Origin of the sequence: Duganella sp. LjRoot269 (assembly GCF_964254095.1) — a bacterium.
In the GTDB taxonomy this organism is placed as follows: Bacteria; Pseudomonadota; Gammaproteobacteria; order Burkholderiales; family Burkholderiaceae_D; genus Rugamonas; species Rugamonas hordei.
In genome coordinates this window covers 6,877,457-6,895,122 of record NZ_CAXUSL020000001.1, presented here as the reverse complement: position 1 = coordinate 6,895,122, position 17,666 = coordinate 6,877,457, and the positions used below count along the sequence as shown (strand labels likewise).

18 protein-coding genes are annotated in these 17,666 nt (G+C 63.2%); 9 read left to right on the top strand and 9 right to left on the bottom strand.

Annotation, left to right across the window (positions count from 1 at the left end; translation table 11 throughout):
- Positions 1 to 115 precede the first annotated feature (115 nt).
- A complete protein-coding gene (locus tag ACSQ3S_RS30810; protein ID WP_436144749.1) occupies positions 116 to 880 on the bottom strand; it encodes a helix-turn-helix domain-containing protein in 765 nt (254 codons plus the stop codon).
- Positions 881 to 1,001: 121 nt separating this feature from the next.
- Between ACSQ3S_RS30810 and ACSQ3S_RS30805 the strand changes: the two genes are divergently transcribed.
- Positions 1,002 to 1,721, top strand: coding sequence for a sterol desaturase family protein (locus ACSQ3S_RS30805; RefSeq protein WP_436144748.1), 720 nt, complete (start codon positions 1,002 to 1,004; stop codon positions 1,719 to 1,721).
- 2 nt (positions 1,722 to 1,723) lie between these two features.
- On the opposite strand, the gene ACSQ3S_RS30800 is transcribed toward ACSQ3S_RS30805, so the two are convergent.
- The 7 genes from ACSQ3S_RS30800 to ACSQ3S_RS30770 form a co-directional block, all read right to left on the bottom strand.
- Complete coding sequence (locus ACSQ3S_RS30800; protein ID WP_436144747.1) at positions 1,724 to 2,008, bottom strand: hypothetical protein; 285 nt, start codon at positions 2,006 to 2,008, stop codon at positions 1,724 to 1,726.
- 12 nt (positions 2,009 to 2,020) lie between these two features.
- A complete protein-coding gene (locus ACSQ3S_RS30795) occupies positions 2,021 to 3,235 on the bottom strand; it encodes a 6-phosphofructokinase (protein ID WP_436144746.1) in 1,215 nt (404 codons plus the stop codon).
- Between the two features lie 58 nt (positions 3,236 to 3,293).
- A complete protein-coding gene (locus ACSQ3S_RS30790) occupies positions 3,294 to 5,306 on the bottom strand; it encodes an alpha/beta hydrolase family protein (RefSeq protein ID WP_436144745.1) in 2,013 nt (670 codons plus the stop codon).
- 76 nt (positions 5,307 to 5,382) lie between these two features.
- Positions 5,383 to 7,440 (bottom strand): sodium:solute symporter family protein, encoded by a 2,058-nt coding sequence (locus ACSQ3S_RS30785; protein WP_436144744.1) that lies wholly within the window; start codon positions 7,438 to 7,440, stop codon positions 5,383 to 5,385.
- Positions 7,437 to 7,703: a DUF4212 domain-containing protein gene (locus ACSQ3S_RS30780; protein ID WP_413446712.1), complete on the bottom strand. Its 267-nt coding sequence runs from the start codon at positions 7,701 to 7,703 to the stop codon at positions 7,437 to 7,439. The genes ACSQ3S_RS30785 and ACSQ3S_RS30780 overlap by 4 nt, the downstream gene beginning before the upstream one ends.
- The gene (locus ACSQ3S_RS30775; protein ID WP_413446713.1) at positions 7,696 to 9,231 is read right to left on the bottom strand and encodes a sensor histidine kinase; all 1,536 of its coding nucleotides are present in this window, start codon (positions 9,229 to 9,231) and stop codon (positions 7,696 to 7,698) included. The genes ACSQ3S_RS30780 and ACSQ3S_RS30775 overlap by 8 nt, the downstream gene beginning before the upstream one ends.
- Positions 9,228 to 9,938: a response regulator gene (locus ACSQ3S_RS30770; RefSeq protein ID WP_176652281.1), complete on the bottom strand. Its 711-nt coding sequence runs from the start codon at positions 9,936 to 9,938 to the stop codon at positions 9,228 to 9,230. The genes ACSQ3S_RS30775 and ACSQ3S_RS30770 overlap by 4 nt, the downstream gene beginning before the upstream one ends.
- 172 nt (positions 9,939 to 10,110) lie before the next feature.
- Here ACSQ3S_RS30770 and recA point away from each other — a divergent pair, with 172 nt between their 5' ends.
- The 8 genes from recA (at position 10,111) to ACSQ3S_RS30730 (ending at position 16,853) form a co-directional block, all read left to right on the top strand.
- Positions 10,111 to 11,238 carry a recombinase RecA gene (gene recA / locus ACSQ3S_RS30765; protein WP_436144743.1) on the top strand — a complete coding sequence of 376 codons (1,128 nt, stop codon included), beginning with the start codon at positions 10,111 to 10,113 and terminating at the stop codon, positions 11,236 to 11,238.
- A gap of 135 nt (positions 11,239 to 11,373) precedes the next feature.
- Entirely contained in the window at positions 11,374 to 11,826 is a 453-nt protein-coding gene (gene recX, locus ACSQ3S_RS30760; RefSeq protein WP_436144742.1) for a recombination regulator RecX, read from the top strand.
- A gap of 277 nt (positions 11,827 to 12,103) precedes the next feature.
- The gene (locus ACSQ3S_RS30755) at positions 12,104 to 12,688 is read left to right on the top strand and encodes a DUF2889 domain-containing protein (RefSeq protein WP_176652284.1); all 585 of its coding nucleotides are present in this window, start codon (positions 12,104 to 12,106) and stop codon (positions 12,686 to 12,688) included.
- Between the two features lie 77 nt (positions 12,689 to 12,765).
- A complete protein-coding gene (sucC, locus tag ACSQ3S_RS30750; protein WP_176652285.1) occupies positions 12,766 to 13,935 on the top strand; it encodes an ADP-forming succinate--CoA ligase subunit beta in 1,170 nt (389 codons plus the stop codon).
- Between the two features lie 13 nt (positions 13,936 to 13,948).
- Positions 13,949 to 14,830, top strand: a complete 882-nt coding sequence (sucD, locus tag ACSQ3S_RS30745; RefSeq protein WP_152808787.1) for a succinate--CoA ligase subunit alpha — start codon at positions 13,949 to 13,951, stop codon at positions 14,828 to 14,830.
- A 100-nt stretch (positions 14,831 to 14,930) separates the two neighbouring features.
- Positions 14,931 to 15,509: an FHA domain-containing protein gene (locus ACSQ3S_RS30740; protein WP_436144741.1), complete on the top strand. Its 579-nt coding sequence runs from the start codon at positions 14,931 to 14,933 to the stop codon at positions 15,507 to 15,509.
- 194 nt (positions 15,510 to 15,703) lie between these two features.
- Positions 15,704 to 16,165: a pilin gene (locus ACSQ3S_RS30735; RefSeq protein WP_436144740.1), complete on the top strand. Its 462-nt coding sequence runs from the start codon at positions 15,704 to 15,706 to the stop codon at positions 16,163 to 16,165.
- A 226-nt stretch (positions 16,166 to 16,391) separates the two neighbouring features.
- Positions 16,392 to 16,853, top strand: coding sequence for a pilin (locus tag ACSQ3S_RS30730; protein ID WP_436144739.1), 462 nt, complete (start codon positions 16,392 to 16,394; stop codon positions 16,851 to 16,853).
- 59 nt (positions 16,854 to 16,912) lie between these two features.
- On the opposite strand, the gene ACSQ3S_RS30725 is transcribed toward ACSQ3S_RS30730, so the two are convergent.
- Positions 16,913 to 17,623: a flagellar brake protein gene (locus ACSQ3S_RS30725; protein WP_436144738.1), complete on the bottom strand. Its 711-nt coding sequence runs from the start codon at positions 17,621 to 17,623 to the stop codon at positions 16,913 to 16,915.
- Positions 17,624 to 17,666 lie beyond the last annotated feature (43 nt).

Here is a 17,666-nt window from a genome sequence, read left to right as displayed (position 1 = left end):
CGCCCGCAAAATTGCGCCTGAAGCGGTAGACGCATTTTGTTGCAGAAATATGTCAGATGAGGTTAACAAGCGTAAAAGCGTGTAAAGATGCTGCTCCTTATGCGCCGCGCCCGGTTTAGCCGGCACCGGCAAACGGCCGCGCGTCGGGATGGCGGCGCAGCGCTTCGAACACTTGCGGCTCCCATGGCTTGACCGCCATCAGCAGGCTGGTGCCATAGCGTTGGGCGTCGGGCGCGTTCTTGCTGTCTTCGTGCAGCTCGGCGAACTCGCGCAGCAGCCGCTGCATGCGCTGCTGCAATCGCGCGCTGGCTTCCGCGGTCAGCATCGCGTGATGGAAGCGTAGCTGCTGGCCGGGGCGGTCAAAACTGCCGTTCAAAAAATCGGACTGGATGCGGTCCTGGAAAAAGTGCTGGATAGGACCGTCCGGCAGCCAGGCGAAGTCGCGCGCGATGCGCAGCTTGACGCGGTTTTCCGGCATCAGATGGATCAGCCCCAGACGATCCAGCTGCACCAGGTAGGCGACGCACTGGGCCTGGCTGATCTTGTAGGTCTCGACGATGCGAGCCGCGCTCCAGTGATTCAGCACGCACACGGCCGTCAGCAGGCGGCCGGGATCGGCCACCAGTTCCTTCTCCTGCGCGGGACTCAGCTTGTGCAGTTCGGGCTGGTTCCTGGCCGCCGCCTGCGCCAGCTCGGCCAGCTCGATGCGAAGCAGGTCGCAGATCGCTTCCAGCGTCTGCAGCGAAAAGCTCTGCAGCGAGAACTGGCGCTTGACGGTGGCCTCGCTCAACGCCAGGTGCGCGGCGACGCGCGCGTAGGTGATGCCCTCCGCCTTGAGCAGGCGTTTCAGCGTGGCGATCAGGTTTTGGGTCTGGGACATGTGTGTAGTATCGAAATTTGATACGTTATAGATTAAATGATGTAATTATCAACGGCAAGGTATTTAAATAAGCTGCCCGGTGGCAGACTGCAGTCTTTCCAACCGCTTCGAGGAGAGAGACATGCTGACTGTGATACTGGCGGTGTTCGCCGGCTGTTTTGTGCTGGAGCGGCTGCGCCCGGGCTGGCGCTTGCCGCACGTCCGGACCTGGCCGCTGCGGGTGGTGCTGGTGAATGCGGCGCAACTGGGCATCGTGGTGCTGGCTGGATTCAGCTGGGAGCGCTGGTTGTCGGCGGCGTCGGTGTTCCACCTGTCGCACCACCTGCATCCGGCGGCGGGAGGTGTGCTGGCCTACTTCATCGCCACCTTCGTGTTTTACTGGTGGCACCGCTGGCGCCATGAGTCGGACTGGCTGTGGCGCATCTTCCACCAGATCCATCACAGCCCGCAGCGCATCGAGGTGATCACGTCGTTCTACAAGCACCCGGGCGAAATGCTGGTCAATTCTGTGCTGGGCAGCTTGCTGGTGTACACGCTGCTGGGCCTGTCGCCGGAAGCGGGCGCGGTCTACACGCTGTGCACGGCGCTGGGCGAGTTTTTCTATCACACCAGCGTGCGCACGCCGCGCTGGATGGGCTACTTCTTCCAGCGGCCGGAGATGCACCGCATCCATCACCAGTACGGCCGCCACCGCAACAACTACGGCGACATCGTCTGGTGGGACATGCTGTTCGGCACCTACGAAAACCCGGCCCGCTTCGAGGCGACCTGCGGCTTCGACGCGGACAAGGAGGAACGCCTGTTGGCCATGCTCGCCTACCGCGACGTGCATGCCGAGTAGCTTTATTTGCGCTGGTCCGGCGGCGGTGGAGGCATGCCGCCCTCCGGGACGGCGGCGACGATGTCGCGCATTTTCTTGCAGACGCCCTTGATGTCTTCGCCGCGCCGGCCCTTGAAGGTGACTTTCGCGCCGTCGGCCTTGCCCTTGCAGGCGTCGATGGCTTCCTGTGGCGGGCCGCGCTTGCCGCCGGGCGGCGGCGGGGGCTGGTCTTTGTTTTGCGCCGAGACGGCTAGCGCGGCGCCGGCCAGCATGGCCAGCAGCACGCCGTGGTGGTGGAAGAATCTCATGGTCGCCATCTCCTATTTCTTCAGGATTTTTTCCACCGGCGCCGGCCGCAGGCGGAACGCGTCCGGCATGCCGGAACCCAGCAGCGGCCGCAGGTACATGCGGAAGGCGTCGGTCACGCCGGTGCCGCTGGCGCTGATGAACTCATCCTCCATGACCCGCGTCTTGCCGGCCACGTCGGACAGCGCCATCAGTTCGTAGTCGACCGAATAAAAGCCGGTGCGCTTGATCGCCACCGAGCCGTCGCGTCCGCCCCACATGGCGAACTGCACCGCCTTCTCGCCCACTTCGCGCGCCTCGCGCTGGTCGACGTCGGACACGCAGCCGATGAAGGAGCGCTGCAGATAGCCGAAGGTGTCGCCGCGCACCCGCTTGATGCCCAGCTTGGCCTTGATCTCGTCGCACAGCAGGTCGGCCAGCGCGCCGGTGCCGGACAGCTGCACGTTGCCGTGGGCGTCGCGCTCGACTTCCTTGGCCAGCAGGCTGGCGATGGCTTCGCCGGACGCATCGTGGATGCCCTCCGACACCGCGATCACGCAGCGGCCGTATTTCACATAGGTGGCTTTGACGTCGGCCAGGAACTGCTCCAGCGCGAACACCCGCTCGGGCAGGTAGATCAGGTGCGGTCCGTCGTCCGGGAACTTCTTGCCCAGCGCTGCGGCGGCGGTCAGGAAGCCGGCATGGCGGCCCATCACCACGCCGACGTAGACGCCGGGCAGCGAGGCGTTGTCCAGGTTGGCGCCGGCAAAGGCCTGCGCCACGAAGCGCGCCGCCGACGGGAAGCCCGGCGTGTGGTCATTGCCGACCAGGTCGTTGTCGATGGTCTTGGGGATGTGGATGCAGCGCAGCGGATAGCCGGCCTTCTGCGCTTCCAGGCTGACGATGCGCACCGTGTCGGACGAGTCGTTGCCGCCGATGTAGTAGAACTGCTCGATCTCGTGCGCCTGCAGCACCTTGAAGATTTCGGCGCAGTAGGCGGCATCGGGTTTGTCGCGGGTCGAGCCCAGCGCGGAGGACGGCGTGGCGGCCACCAGTTCGAGATTGTGGCTGGTTTCCTGGGTCAGGTCGACCAGGTCTTCGTTGACGATGCCGCGCACGCCGTGCATGGCGCCGTAGATGCGGGTGACGTCGCGGAAGCGGCGCGCCTCCAGCACCACGCCCGCCAGCGACTGGTTGATGACGGCGGTCGGACCGCCTCCCTGTGCGACCAGAATTTTTCCCGACGACATGCGCGCTCCTCCGTAATCCGTTGATCAGGTTTGCTGCAACGAGACTATAGCGCGTCTTTCACTGCGCGCCGATATTCTTGTCCAGGAATTTCTCCACGCGGCCCCAGAAGTCGATGCGGTTCTTCGGCAGCGCCCAGCCGTGGCCTTCCTCCGGGTATTCGATCCACTCGACGTTCGGGTTGGTCTCCTTGATCGCCTTGTAGAACCTGGTGCCGTGCGGCAGCGGCACGCGCATGTCGGAGCCGCCGTAGGCCAGGAGCAGCGGCTGCTTGATGCGGGCGGCCTGCAGCAGCGGCGACGTGGCCTTGAGCTGCTCGGCGTCCTGGACTGGGTCGCCGACCAGCTGCGGCATGCCGTACTGCTTCCATGCGTCGGACAGGTCGGACACATAGAACCACGAACCGTCGCGCAGCAGGTTGATGTCGGTCACGCCCGCCCATTCGACGCCGCATTTGTACAGGTCGGGATCGTTGATCAGGCCCATCAGCGTGGCGTAGCCGCCGTAGCTGGCGCCGGCGATGCAGACCCGCTTGGCGTCGGCCACGCCCTGGGCGATGGCCCAGCGCGTGCCGTCGGCGATATCGTCCTGCATCTTCAGGCCCCATTGCTTCCAGCCGGCGCGGAAATGCGCGTAGCCGTAGCCGGTGCTGCCGCGGAATTCCGGCTCCAGCACCGCGTAGCCGCGCGAGGCCAGGAACTGCGCGTCCGCATCCCAGTCCCAGCGGCCGCCGCGCACGTAAGGGCCGCCGTGCACCAGCACCACCATCGGCAGGTTCTTGCCGGGGCCGCGCGGCAAGGTCAGCCAGGCCGGGATGTCGAGGCCGTCGCGCGCCTTGTAGCGCACCAGCGACTTGGGCGCCATCTGGTTGGGATTGATGGCCGGGTGGGTGGCCCCGATCGCCGTCAGGGCCCTGGTGTCGCGGTTGTAGAGCAGGGTGCGCGAAGGCCAGATGTCGGCAAACGCGGTCACCAGCACCCACGGCGCTTCCGGCCGCGACGGCGGTGTCAGCAGGTTGACGGTGTTGGGCAGCTTGGCGTCGATGTCGGCCTGCATGGCCTTCATCGCCGGGTCGAACCACTCGGTGCCCTGGGCATCGGTCAGGTAGCGCACGCCGAGCAGCTTGTTCTGGTCCATGATCAGGCGGCCGCTGAAGTCGAAGCCCTGCAGGCTGACCAGGGGCTTGTCGGATATGGTGTTGCTGACCAGGTCGTAGGTGTGGATGGCCGAGGTGTCGCTTTGCCTGCGGGTGACCACATATAGCGTGCCGTCCGGCCCGAACGCCAGCGGGGAGAACGAGCCCTTGCCGCCGGCAAAGGTGTCGAAGCCGATCAGTTTGCGCCATTCGTTGTTGGCTGGGTCGCGGTAATAGATGCTGGTGACGCTGTCCTTGCGGGTCTCCGTCAGGCGCGGTTCACCCTTGTTGTCGAGCATCCAGCTCATGCTGTCGCCGGGACGCGGCACGCTGGAGGCGATGCGGCCGGTGACGGTGTTCAGCCGCTCCAGGTTGACGTAGTTGAGCTGGCCCGGCCCGCTGATGCTCTTGTCGAGCACGTACATGTAGTCGGAATCCTGCGGGCCGCGCTGGTTCAGCATATAGGTATGCCACGGCAGCAGCTCGCGCGGCGGCAGGCCGCCCTGGCTGCTGGTGATGAACGGCGTGCCGTTGCGCATGGCCAGCTGGCGGAAGCCGCTGCCGTCGCGGTTGATCGCGTACAGGCCGGGCGCGTAGCGCAGGTCGCCCTGGGCCAGGTCGCGGTCGGCGGCGGTGAAGGCCAGGCGGTTGTCGTTGACCCACTGGAAATCGCCGATGTCGGCGTCGCTGAAGTTGCCGACCACCTTGACGGTGTTGGCGCCCAGTTCCACCACGGCCAGGCGGTCGCGCTTTTCCTTGCCGCCCACGCGCACGGCGAGGTATTTGCCGCTCGGCGACAGGATGGCGCCGGTGAATTCGGGGTTGCCGAAGAAATCGGCGATCGGCGGCGGGGCCTTGCCGGCGCCAGGCGCGACATCGGCAGCCAGCGCGCCGTGGCAAACGGCGCAGGCCAGTAACAGCAGGGTACGGATATGCATGGCGGTATGTTTGTGAAATAGATAACTCGGGCACCATACCATCAAGTTATCAAATCTGCCACAAGGCAAATGTATCTCAGAGTTCCGGCGCGCGGATGTAGTCGACCAGCGCATTGGTCTGGCGGTCCGGCGCCGGCGTCAGCAGGCTGACCACGGCCATCGTCAGCAGCCCGGCCGGCACGCCGAAGATGCCGGCCGAGATGGGGGCGATGTGGAACCATTGGCCGGCCGCGCCGCCGCCCAGGATGGGATTGGTATGCAGCATGTAGTAGACGCAGACCGTGAAGCCGGCCACCATGCCGGCGATCGCGCCCTGGTGGTTGGCGCGCTTCCAGAACACGCCCAGCGCCAGCGCCGGGAACAGCGTGGCGGCCGCCAGCGAGAACGCGGCGCCGACCAGCGACAGGATGTCGCCCGGCTTGGTCGAGGCGGCGTAGGCGGCGATGAAGGCCACCGCCAGCAACAGCAGCTTGGAGATGGTGACGCGCTTCTGCGTCGAGGCGCCGCGGTCGACGATCTTGTAGTAGATGTCGTGCGACAGCGCGTTCGAGATCGCCAGCAGCAGCCCGTCCGCCGTCGACAGCGCGGCGGCCAGCCCGCCGGCCGCCACCAGGCCGGAGATCACATAGGGCAGGCCGGCGATTTCCGGCGTGGCTAGCACCAGCACGTCGGCGTCGATGGTGATCTCGGCCAGCTGCACGATGCCGTCGCCGTTGACGTCGGTGATGCTGAACAGCGGATTGACCTTGTCGACGTTGGTCCAGTACGACACCCAGTTCGGCAGGTGGGCGAAATCGCTGCCGACCAGCGAGTTGTAGATGTCGTACTTGACCAGCACCGCCAGCGCCGGAATGGTCAGGTAGATCAGCAGGATGAAGAACAGCGTCCACAGCACCGACACCCGCGTCTCGTGCACCGACGGCGTGGTGTAGGAGCGCATCAGGATGTGCGGCAGCGCGGCGGTGCCCAGCATCAGGCAGAACACCAGCGCGAGGAAGTTGTTGCGCTTGATGTCCGAGGTTTCGGCGTCGCCCGGATAGGGCGTGGCGTGCGGCGTGATCGGCTCGGCGCGGGCCAGGTTCTGCGCGCGGGCGTCGGCCCACTCGCGCGCGGCGGCGTCGGCATCCTTTGGATAGGCGATCAGGCCCCGCTCGGCGGCGCGGATTTCCAGCAGCGAGGCGTTGCGCAGCTTGACGCTGTCGAGCTTGCGCTGGACCTCGACGCGCCCCGCTTCCCACGAGGCGGGCAGGGCGCGGATGCGGGCGTCGTAGTCGTCGGCGCGGCGGCGGAAGATGGCGCGCACCTCGGCCTCCTTGGCGTCGTCGATCAGCACCGCCTCGCGCGCGCTCAGCTTGGGCAGTAGCTTGCCGTAGGCCACCTGCGGTATCGGGTTGTCGGTGTGTTTGCCGGAGAGCCAGATGGCGGGAATCAGGAAGGCCACCAGGATGATGATGTATTGTGCCACCTGGGTCCAGGTGATGGCGCGCATGCCGCCGAGGAAGGAGCACACCAGGATGCTGGCCAGGCCGAGGAAGATGCCGACCGAGAAATCGACGCCGGTGAAGCGCGAGGCGATCAGGCCAACCGCGTAGATCTGCGCTACCACGTAGGTGAACGAGACGATGATGGTGGCCGCCACCGCGAGGATGCGCACGGCGCGGCCGCCTTTGTTGCTGCTGTCGCTGGCGCCGCCGTAGCGGGCGGCGAGGAAGTCGGGGATGGTGTACTGGCTGAACTTGCGCAGGTAGGGCGCGATCAGGATCGCCACCAGGCAGTAGCCGCCGGTCCAGCCCATGATGTAGGCCAGGCCGTCGAAGCCGTGCAGGTACAACCCGCCGGCCAGGCTGATGAAGCTGGCGGCGGAGATCCAGTCGGCGGCGGTGGCCATGCCGTTGAACATGGCCGGCACGCGGCGCCCGGCGACGTAGTATTCCAGCACGTTGGAGGTGCGGCTCAACACGCCCAGCGTGGCGTACAGCACGATGGTGGCGAACATGAACAGGTGACCGATCCACACGCGCGGCATGCCTTCCTGCTCCAGCACCGCGAGCGCGATCAGGAAGCCGGCGAAGCCGATGGTGAACAGCGCGTAGTAGCTGCGCAGGCGCTGAAGGAAGGTGCGTGGGGTTTTCAAGCGCGGCGCTCCGCGGCGGCGGCCTGGTCCAGCCGGCGCATGCGCCAGGCGTAGACGGCCAGGATGGCCAGGTAGACCAGCGACGCGCCCTGCGCCGCCAGGTAGAACGACAGCGGCCAGCCGAACACGCTCAGGCCGGCCAGCTCGCGCGCGAAGAAGGCGGCGCAGAAGCCGGTCGTCAGCCACAGCAGCAGAAGGATGGCCGACAGGCGGCGCGTCTTGCGCCAGTGTTCGGCGCGGGTGATCGGTGGTGCTTTATCCATAGTGCGGCGGTTCGCTTTCTTCATCTTGCGGGCGCGGCGGCAGCGGGAAGCTCAGGCGGAACAGCGCGCCCGGCAGCTTGGACTGCGTGGCGCGCGGATTGCTGAAGATGTCGACCTCGGCGCCATGCTGCTGTGCGATCTCGCGCACGATCGCCAGGCCCAGGCCGCTGCCCTCGGCGGTATTGCCCAGGATGCGGTAGAAGCGCTCGAACACGCGCTCGCGTTCGGCCGGCGCGATGCCCGGTCCGGTGTCCTCGACTTCCAGATAGCCGCGCTCGCTCTCGTCGCTGCGCACCCGCACCGTCACGCTGCCGCCGGCCGGCGTGTAGCGCAGCGCGTTGTCGATCAGGTTGGACAGCAGCTCGCGCAGCATGGTCGGATTGCCGACGATCTGCACCGGCTCGGCCGGCGCCTCGAAGCCCAGGTCGATGCGCTGCGCAAACGAAGCCGGCACCCAGTCCTGCACCGCGCTGCGCGCCAGTTCGGACAATTCCAGCGGCAGCATGGCGGTGCCGGCCTGCGGCTGGTTTTCCGCGCGGGCCAGGGCCAGCAGCTGGTTCACCAGGCGCGTGGCCGCTTCCGAACTCTTGGCCAGCTGCTCCAGCGAGCGGTGGATTTCGCCGCTGTCGGTCTGCCGCAGCGCCAGCTCGGACTGCATGCGCATGCCGGCCAGCGGCGTGCGCATCTGGTGCGCGGCGTCGGCGATGAAGCGCTTCTGCATGTCGATCGACAGCGACAGCCGCGCCAGCATCTCGTTGAGCGAACGCACCAGCGGCGATATCTCTTCCGGCACCTGGTTGGAGGCGATCGGGCTCAGGTCGTCCGAGCTGCGCGCCCGTATCCGTTCCTGCAGCTGCGCCAGCGGCGACAGGCCGCGCGCCAGCGCAAACCACACCAGCGCCAGGACGATGGGCAGGATGATGAACTGCGGCAGGATCACGCCCTTGATGATGGCGTTGGCCAGCTGCGCGCGCTTTTCCAGCGTCTCGGCCACCTGCACCAGCGCCAGCTGCGCATCGTCGGCCTGGCTGCGCTCCAGCCGCACATAGGTATAGGCCACGCGCACCGGCGTGCCGTGCATGGTGTCGTTGCGGAAGCGCACGCTGCCGCCGCTGAACTTGTCCTCCTCGTCGAGCGGCGGCGGCAGGTCGCGGTCGCCGTCGATGTGCTCGCCGCGCGGCCCCTGGATCTGGAAGTACACATTGTCGATGTCGTCGGCGCGCAGGATGTCGCGGGCCGAGCCGGGCAGGCTCTTGATGATCTTGCCGTCCACCGCGTGCACCTGCTGCGCCAGCACGGTCACGCTGTCTTCCAGCGCGTGGTCGAACGGCTGGTTGGCGATGGACTTGGCCACCAGGTAGGTGATCGCGATGCTCATCGGCCACAGCAGCAGCAGCGGCGCCAGCATCCAGTCCAGGATCTCGCCGAACAGCGAGTGCTGGATGCCTTCGTCGGCCTCGGCCGCCGGCGGCTGGTATTCCTCGCCGTCGGCCTGGCCGGGTTCCTGCTGCTGTGTCGCCGGGATCACTTGGCGGCGTCGCCGAGTTCGCTGTTGGCGCGGGCGGCGTCCGAGTATTTTTCCAGGCAGTAGCCCAGGCCGCGCACGGTGGCGATGCGGATGCCGCCCACCTCGATCTTCTTGCGCAGGCGGTGCACATAGACCTCGATGGCGTTGTTGCTGACTTCCTCGCCCCACTCGCACAGATGGTCGACCAGCTGTTCCTTGGACACCAGCCGGCCGGTGCGCGCCAGCAGGATCTCCAGCAGGCCCAGCTCGCGCGCCGACAGGTCCAGCATCTGCTCGTTGATGTAGGCGCTGCGGCCGACCTGGTCGTAGGACAGCGGACCGTGCTTGATGACGGTGGCGCCGCCGCCGGCGCCGCGCCGGGTCAGCGCCCGCACCCGCGCCTCCAGCTCGGACAGCGCGAACGGCTTGGCCATGTAGTCGTCGGCGCCCAGGTCGAGGCCGTTGACGCGCTGCTCGATCGAGTCGGCGGCGGTCAGGATCAACACCGGCAGCAGCGAGGAGCGCGCGCGCAGGCGGCGCAGCACCTCCAGGCCGGACAGCTTGGGCAGGCCCAGGTCCAGTATCAGCAAATCGAATTCCTGGGTCGACAGGGCGGTGTCGGCCTCCTGGCCGTTGCGCACGCAATCGATGGCGTAGCCGGATTGGCGCAGCGACCGGGTCAGGCCGTCGGCCAGTACGCTATCGTCCTCGGCAAGTAAAATACGCATGGTAGACACTCCGGCTGCAGAAGCTTGTATTGTGTTTCATTTCACGCAAGGTGGCGAGTTTTTGTGCGAACTCAAAATTGTTTAAAAATCGTGCTTGCATTAAGCACTGTTTTTTTATACAGTACTGCCTGTACCGACGAATTTGCACCCACCCACTGGTTGAAAGAACATTATGGACGATAAAAAAGCTGTTGTACCTGCATCTGAAAAGGCCAAGGCGCTGGCTGCCGCGCTGGCACAGATTGAAAAGCAATTCGGCAAAGGCTCCGTAATGCGCATGGACGCCAGTACGCCGATGGAAGAGGTGCAAGTGGTGTCGACCGGCTCGCTCGGCCTGGACATCGCCCTGGGCGTCGGCGGCCTGCCGCGCGGCCGCGTGGTGGAAATCTACGGTCCGGAATCGTCGGGTAAGACCACGCTGACCCTGCAAACCATCGCGGAAATGCAAAAACTGGGCGGCACCTGCGCCTTCATCGACGCGGAACACGCGCTGGACGTCGGCTATGCGCAAAAATTGGGCGTCAACCTGCATGAACTGCTGATCTCGCAGCCGGACACCGGCGAGCAGGCGCTGGAAATCTGCGACGCGCTGGTGCGTTCCGGTTCGGTCGACATGGTGGTGATCGACTCCGTCGCCGCGCTGACGCCGCGCGCCGAGATCGAAGGCGACATGGGCGATTCGCTGCCGGGCCTGCAAGCCCGTCTGATGTCGCAGGCGCTGCGCAAGCTGACCGGTTCGATCAACCGCACCAACACCCTGGTCATCTTCATCAACCAGATCCGCATGAAGATCGGCGTCATGTTCGGCAGCCCGGAGACCACCACCGGCGGCAACGCGCTGAAGTTCTACGCCTCCGTGCGCCTGGACATCCGCCGCACCGGCTCGATCAAGTCGGGTGACGAGGTGATCGGCAACGAAACCAAGGTCAAGGTCGTCAAGAACAAGATCGCGCCGCCGTTCAAGGAAGCGCACTTCGACATCCTGTATGGCGCAGGCACCTCGCGCGAAGGCGAAATTCTTGATCTGGGTGTGGAAGCGAAGATCGTCGAGAAGTCCGGTTCCTGGTACAGCTACAACGGCGAGCGCGTCGGCCAGGGCAAGGACAACGCCCGCATCTTCCTGCAAGAGCGTCCTGAGCTGGCATGGGAAATCGAAAACAAGGTCCGCGAATCGCTGGGCGTGCGCGCACTGCCGCCGCTGAATACCGATAAAGCCGACACCGTCGTCAAGCTGAAGTCCGTCGACAAAGCCGATAAGGCCGACAAAGCGGACAAAGCCGACAAAGCCGACGCGGCGTAAAATAGCCGTCATCCTCGCGAAAGCGGGGATCCATGCTGAGCATGCGTTCTATAGGCTCCCGCCTGCGCGGGAGCGACGGATTGACCACCGCGCTGTTTATTCAGCCGGTGGTTTTCTCATTGTGCAGAGGGTTTTATGGCAGCACCGCAACTGAGCCTGAAGGCACGCGCACTGCGATTCCTGTCGATGCGCGAACACAGCCGGCTGGAACTGGGCCGCAAGCTGTCGCGCTACGCGGAAGAGGGCGACGACATCGAAGCCCTGCTCGACTTGCTGGAAAAGAACAACTGGCTGTCGCAGGAGCGGTTTTCCGAAGCGCTGATCCACCGCCGCTCCGCGCGCTTCGGCAACAGCCGCATTGTCGCCGAGCTGCAAAGCCACGGCATCAAGGGCGAGGAGTTGCAGGAACTGAAGGCCGGCCTGGCCGAAGGCGAGGCCGAGCGCTGCCAGGAAGTGTGGAGCCGCAAGTTCGGCACCGTGGCCGCCGATCCGCAGGAACGCAACAAGCAGATGCGCTTCCTGCTGCAGCGCGGATTTTCCCAGCGCGCCGTCCAGGCCGCGTTAAAAGGCGCGCCGGAGGATGATTAAGCGCGACTGAGCGGCTGACTGAACGGCTGCCGCAACGCACCATACAATGTTTCCATGACTGAAATACGATTGATGAATTTCTTGTAAAAACAACCTCGAAACGCCCATTTTTGTGGTCAAAACATATGTTCTGGCGCAACTGGCGGTCTTGATGTGCTACACTTTTGGGGTTTTTGCAGCGCCGCAGGTGCGGTAGTTGTCCGTAGAAGCTGCGGACACGTGCGTTTCAGCACATGGCTGCTTACTAAATTTCTGTCGCGAGAGCGGCATCGGTCTTATGTCCCTGTCAACCCCAGTTACCCGACGTGCGCTCCGGCACACGCGCGCAATTGCCGTCCAAGCGTACGCACGCGATGACGGCCTGTGGGATCTTGACGCCCATATCACCGATATCAAAGTGCACGACACCGTGCTGGCCTCGGGCCCACGCGCTGGCGGCACCCCCCTGCATGACCTGCACCTGCGTTTGACCGTCGATCTGCAACTGACCATCGTCGATGCCGAAGCCGCATCCGATGCCGTTCCGTATCCCGGCCACTGCGACACCATTGCTCCCGATTACAAACAACAGCTCGTCGGCCTGAACCTGATGAAGGGTTTCCGCCACGAGCTCAAGCAACGCCTGGCCGGCATTTCCGGCTGCACCCACTTGACCGAACTGGCGCAGATCCTGCCGACGGCCGCGGTGCAGGCGTTTGCCAACGATGTCTGGTCGACCAACGACGCGGCTACCGAAGATAACGGCGTGCCGCGCCACAAGCCTTTTCAACTCGACAAATGCCATGCCCTGCGCACCGACGGCGGAGCAGTGGCGCAGTTTTACCCGCGCTGGGTGGTCAAAGCAGCACCAGGTGGCGCGTAGCAATCTCTGCTTACTAGATACACACATTTCGCACTATCAACCGATTTTTACACATCAGCATCAGAAGGGAAGCCAGCATGAAAATCCATGAGTATCAAGGCAAAGAAATCCTCCGAAAATACGGAGTGACGGTTCCGCGCGGTATTCCGTGCATGTCCGTGGAAGAAGCAGTCAAAGCTGCTGAAACCTTGGGCGGCCCGGTCTGGGTTGTAAAAGCACAAATCCACGCCGGTGGCCGTGGTAAAGGCGGCGGCGTGAAGGTAGCCAAGTCGCTGGAGCAAGTCAAAGAATACGCCGAGCAAATCATGGGCATGCAGCTGGTCACGCACCAGACCGGCCCTGAAGGCCAGAAAGTACGCCGCCTGCTGATCGAAGAAGGCGCGGACATCAAGAAAGAACTGTACGTGTCGATGGTGACCGACCGCGTATCGCAGCGCGTCGTCCTGATGGCTTCCTCCGAAGGCGGCATGGACATCGAAGAAGTTGCCGAGTCCCACCCAGAACTGCTGCACTCGATCGCCATCGACCCATCCGTCGGCCTGACCGACGCTGAAGCCGCCAGCATCGCCGCCAAGATCGGTGTGCCGGAAGGTTCGATCGCCGACGCGGTCACCAACCTGCAAGGCCTGTACAAAGCCTACTGGGAAACCGATTCGTCGCTGGCCGAAATCAACCCGCTGATCCTGACCGGTTCGGGCAAGGTCATCGCACTGGACGCCAAGTTCAACTTCGACGCCAACTCGCTGTTCCGCCAGCCGGAAATCCTGGCTTACCGCGACCTGGACGAAGAAGATCCAGCCGAAGTCGAAGCATCGAAATTCGACCTGGCCTACATCTCGCTGGACGGTAACATCGGCTGCCTGGTGAACGGCGCCGGCCTGGCCATGGCCACCATGGACACCATCAAGCTGTTCGGCGGCGAGCCGGCCAACTTCCTGGACGTGGGCGGCGGCGCAACGGCCGAGAAAGTGACCGAAGCGTTCAAGATCATGCTGAAAAACCCAGGCCTGAAAGCCATCCTGGTCAACATCTTCGGCGGCATCATGCGTTGCGACGTCATCGCCGAAGGCGTGATCACCGCATCGAAAGCCGTTTCGCTGAAGGTGCCTCTGGTGGTGCGCATGAAGGGCACCAACGAAGACCTGGGCAAGAAGATGCTGGCCGATTCCGGTCTGCCTATCATCGCAGCCGACACCATGGAAGATGCAGCGAAGAGCGTTGTAGCAGCCGCTGCCGGTCAAGCTTAATTAAGGAATCAACATGTCCATTCTGATCAATAAAGATACCAAAGTCGTTACCCAAGGTATTACCGGCAAGACCGGTCAATTCCACACCCGCATGTGCCGCGACTACGCGAACGGCAAAGCTGCTTTCGTGGCAGGCGTGAATCCTAAGAAAGCCGGCGAAGACTTCGAAGGCATTCCTATTTTCGCCAACGTGACCGAAGCGAAAAAAGAAACCGGCGCAAACGTGTCGGTGATCTACGTACCGCCTGCAGGCGCGGCCGCCGCGATCTGGGAAGCTGTCGAAGCTGAAATGGATCTGGCCATCTGCATCACCGAAGGCATTCCAGTCCGCGACATGATGGCCCTGAAGGACCGCATGGCCAAAGCCGGCTCGAAGACCCTGCTGCTGGGCCCTAACTGCCCAGGCCTGATCACCCCTGACGAAATCAAGATCGGCATCATGCCAGGCCACATCCACCGCAAGGGCCGCATCGGCGTGGTCTCGCGTTCGGGTACCCTGACCTATGAAGCAGTCGGTCAGCTGACCGCACTGGGCCTGGGCCAATCGTCGGCAGTCGGCATCGGCGGCGACCCGATCAACGGTCTGAAGCACATCGACGTCATGAAGATGTTCAACGACGATCCTGACACCGACGCGGTCATCATGATCGGCGAAATCGGCGGCCCGGACGAAGCGAACGCGGCTTACTGGATCAAAGACAACATGAAGAAACCAGTGGTCGGCTTCATCGCCGGCGTTACCGCTCCTCCGGGCAAGCGCATGGGCCACGCCGGCGCGCTGATCTCCGGCGGTGCCGACACCGCACAAGCCAAACTGGAAATCATGGAAGCTTGCGGCATCACCGTCACCAAGAACCCGTCCGAAATGGCGCGTCTGCTGAAAGCCATGCTGTAATAACAGCCAGCTTGAATGTGGAATAAAAAAGCCCCATGTGCGCATGCGACGCTCAAGATCGTCGCAAGGCCACACGGGGCTTTTTCTTTTGGAGACCAGATTGGCGAAGATCATCATCTCGCGGGATGGGCAGGTGGAACAGCAAGTACAACTGAGCAAGGAGCGGATGACCATCGGCCGTCACCCGCGCAACGACATCGTGCTGACGCATCCGGCCGTCAGCGGCGAACACGCGGTCATCGTCACCATCCTCGACGATTCCTTCCTCGAGGACCTGCACAGCACCAACGGCACCTTCGTCAACGGCCACCGCATCGGCAAGCATTTCCTGCAGCACCAGGATGTGATCAAGATGGCCAAGTTCCACGTCGAGTTCGTGGCTGACGGCGTGCGGCCGATGGCTGCGGCGGCACCGTTGCTGGCGCAAATCGAAGTATTAAATGGCAGCAACGCCGGCAAGCAGGTGGCGCTGACCAAGCCGCAGACCACGCTCGGCCGCGCCGGCGTGCAGGTGGTGGTGATCCATCGTCAGCCGGATGCGTATTCGATCGTCCACACGGAAGGCGACGTGGCGCCGCTGGTGAATGGCGTCGCCCTGGGCAAGCAGGCGGCGCAACGATTGCACCCGGGCGACTTGATCGACCTCAGCGGAACACAAATGGCCTTCCGCATCGGCTGACCAAATTTGTCAGTTGCGGGCTGAGCTGACAAATTGCGGCGTACCGGCTGACAAAAAAGGGCAGTCGGACCGACAAAAAACGGCAGTTTCAGGCGGTTTCAGCCGGATTCCATCGCAAAAAGGGCTGGCACATCAATTGCACATAGCTAGGTGCTCTACAAAATTTTGATGTTCAACACACCCGGGAGTCAAAAATGAAATCCATGCAGATGATGAAGAAACAAGCTCAGGCTGGCTTTACGCTGATCGAACTGATGATCGTGGTTGCCATTATCGGTATTTTGGCCGCCGTGGCGATCCCGGCGTACAGCGACTATACCGTCAAGGCCAAGATCGCCAACGCCCAGGGCGCTGCCGATTCGCTGAAAACCGCTGTGGCCGTTTGCGCCCAGGAAGCCGGCGGCATCCTGACCGACTGCTCCGATACCAAGCCAGGCATCCCAGCCTTCACACCGACCAAGGAAGTTGCCAGCGCAACCGTCGCTGCCGGCGTGATCACCCTGACCCTGGGTACCGGTCTGGGCACCGGCGTCGATGGCCTGACCATCATCTACACCCCAACCGTTGCAGCTGGCGCAACCAACTTGACCTGGAAGGCCACCACCACCGTGACCAACACGGCTGCGAAGACCGCCATCGAGAAGAACAACATCTAAGCTGATTTAGATGCATAGAGAACCCGGCTGCGGCCGGGTTTTTTTGTGGGCGACTGACAAAATTTGTCAATCGATTGCGCGACTGACAAATTGCGTCATGGAAACTGACAAAAAGTGGCGTATTTTTTATGATTTCGTTCCTTTTGGTGGCTGAAATGCCTTGGCACGCCACTTGCTCATAGGAAAGTACACAAAAAAACGTAGCGCCCACCCTCAGGAGTAGAAAATGAAATCCATGAAAATGATGAAGAAACAAGCACAAGCCGGCTTTACCCTGATCGAACTGATGATCGTGGTCGCCATTATCGGCATCCTGGCCGCCGTGGCGATTCCAGCGTATAGCGATTACACCGTGAAAGCCAAGATCGCCAACGCCCAGGGCGCTGCCGATTCGCTGAAAACCGCTGTGGCCGTTTGCGCCCAGGAAGCTGGCGGCATCCTGACCGACTGCTCCGATACCAAGCCTGGCATTCCGGTCTTTACCCCGACCAAGGAAGTCGCCAGCGCAACCGTCGCTGCCGGCGTGATCACCCTGACCCTGGGTACCGGCTTGGGTACCGGCGTCGATGGCCTGACCGTAATCTACACCCCGACCATCGCAGCTGGCGCCACCAACCTGACCTGGAAGGCCACCACCACGGTGACCAACACGGCCGCGAAGACCGCCATCACGAAGAACAACATCTAAGCTGATTTAGATGTAGAAAACCGGCCTCGGCCGGTTTTTTTTCGTCCCTGCAAAACGCATCAGACGATCTTCTGGCGGTCGGCGATCAGCGCTTCGTAGGTCAGGTTTTGCAGCATCGTGTAGTGGACCGGGTCCAGGTCGATGAATTGCACGCCGTAAGTGAACACGTCGGGTTTGCCGCCGGTGGCCGGCTTGACCATGTTGATATTGCGTATCGTCGCCTGCGGATTGATGCGCACCTGCCGGTTGCCGGGCTGGGCGATCAGGTAGAACGACAGGCCGACCTCGGCGTCGTCTTCCGACAGCCTCTTGGCCGACTCGATCAATGCGCCGGAAACGCTCAGGTTGACCAGGAATACCGAGGTGGTGCCGACCGGCGTCGTCACCTGCGCCGGGATATCGACCTTGACCCGCATCGCCGCCCGCAGGCTGGTGCCCTGGATCGATACCGGGAACGACAGGTGGACATAAAACAGCGGCCTGGGAAACACGCGCTGCACGACGCAGGAGAAAGAGCACACGTTCACGCCGGAAAAGACCCGGATCGTCAGCTTGTCGCCATCGTTGAGCGCGATCGGTGCGCCATTCTCGAACGGCACCTTGACGATCATGTATTCGTCTTTGGACCATCCTATCAGCGTGGAGAAGTGCTGGATGGGTTTGATGGTACGGTGAGTAATGAACTGTATCCTGCCGCCTACCTGCAGGTTCATCTGCTCGAATTCGTATTCCTGAGTCTTGGCTTCGCCTGCGGGAGGAGTGCTGCTCATGCAAATTCTTTCGTGAGACCTGCGTCAAATAATTACTTCCGTG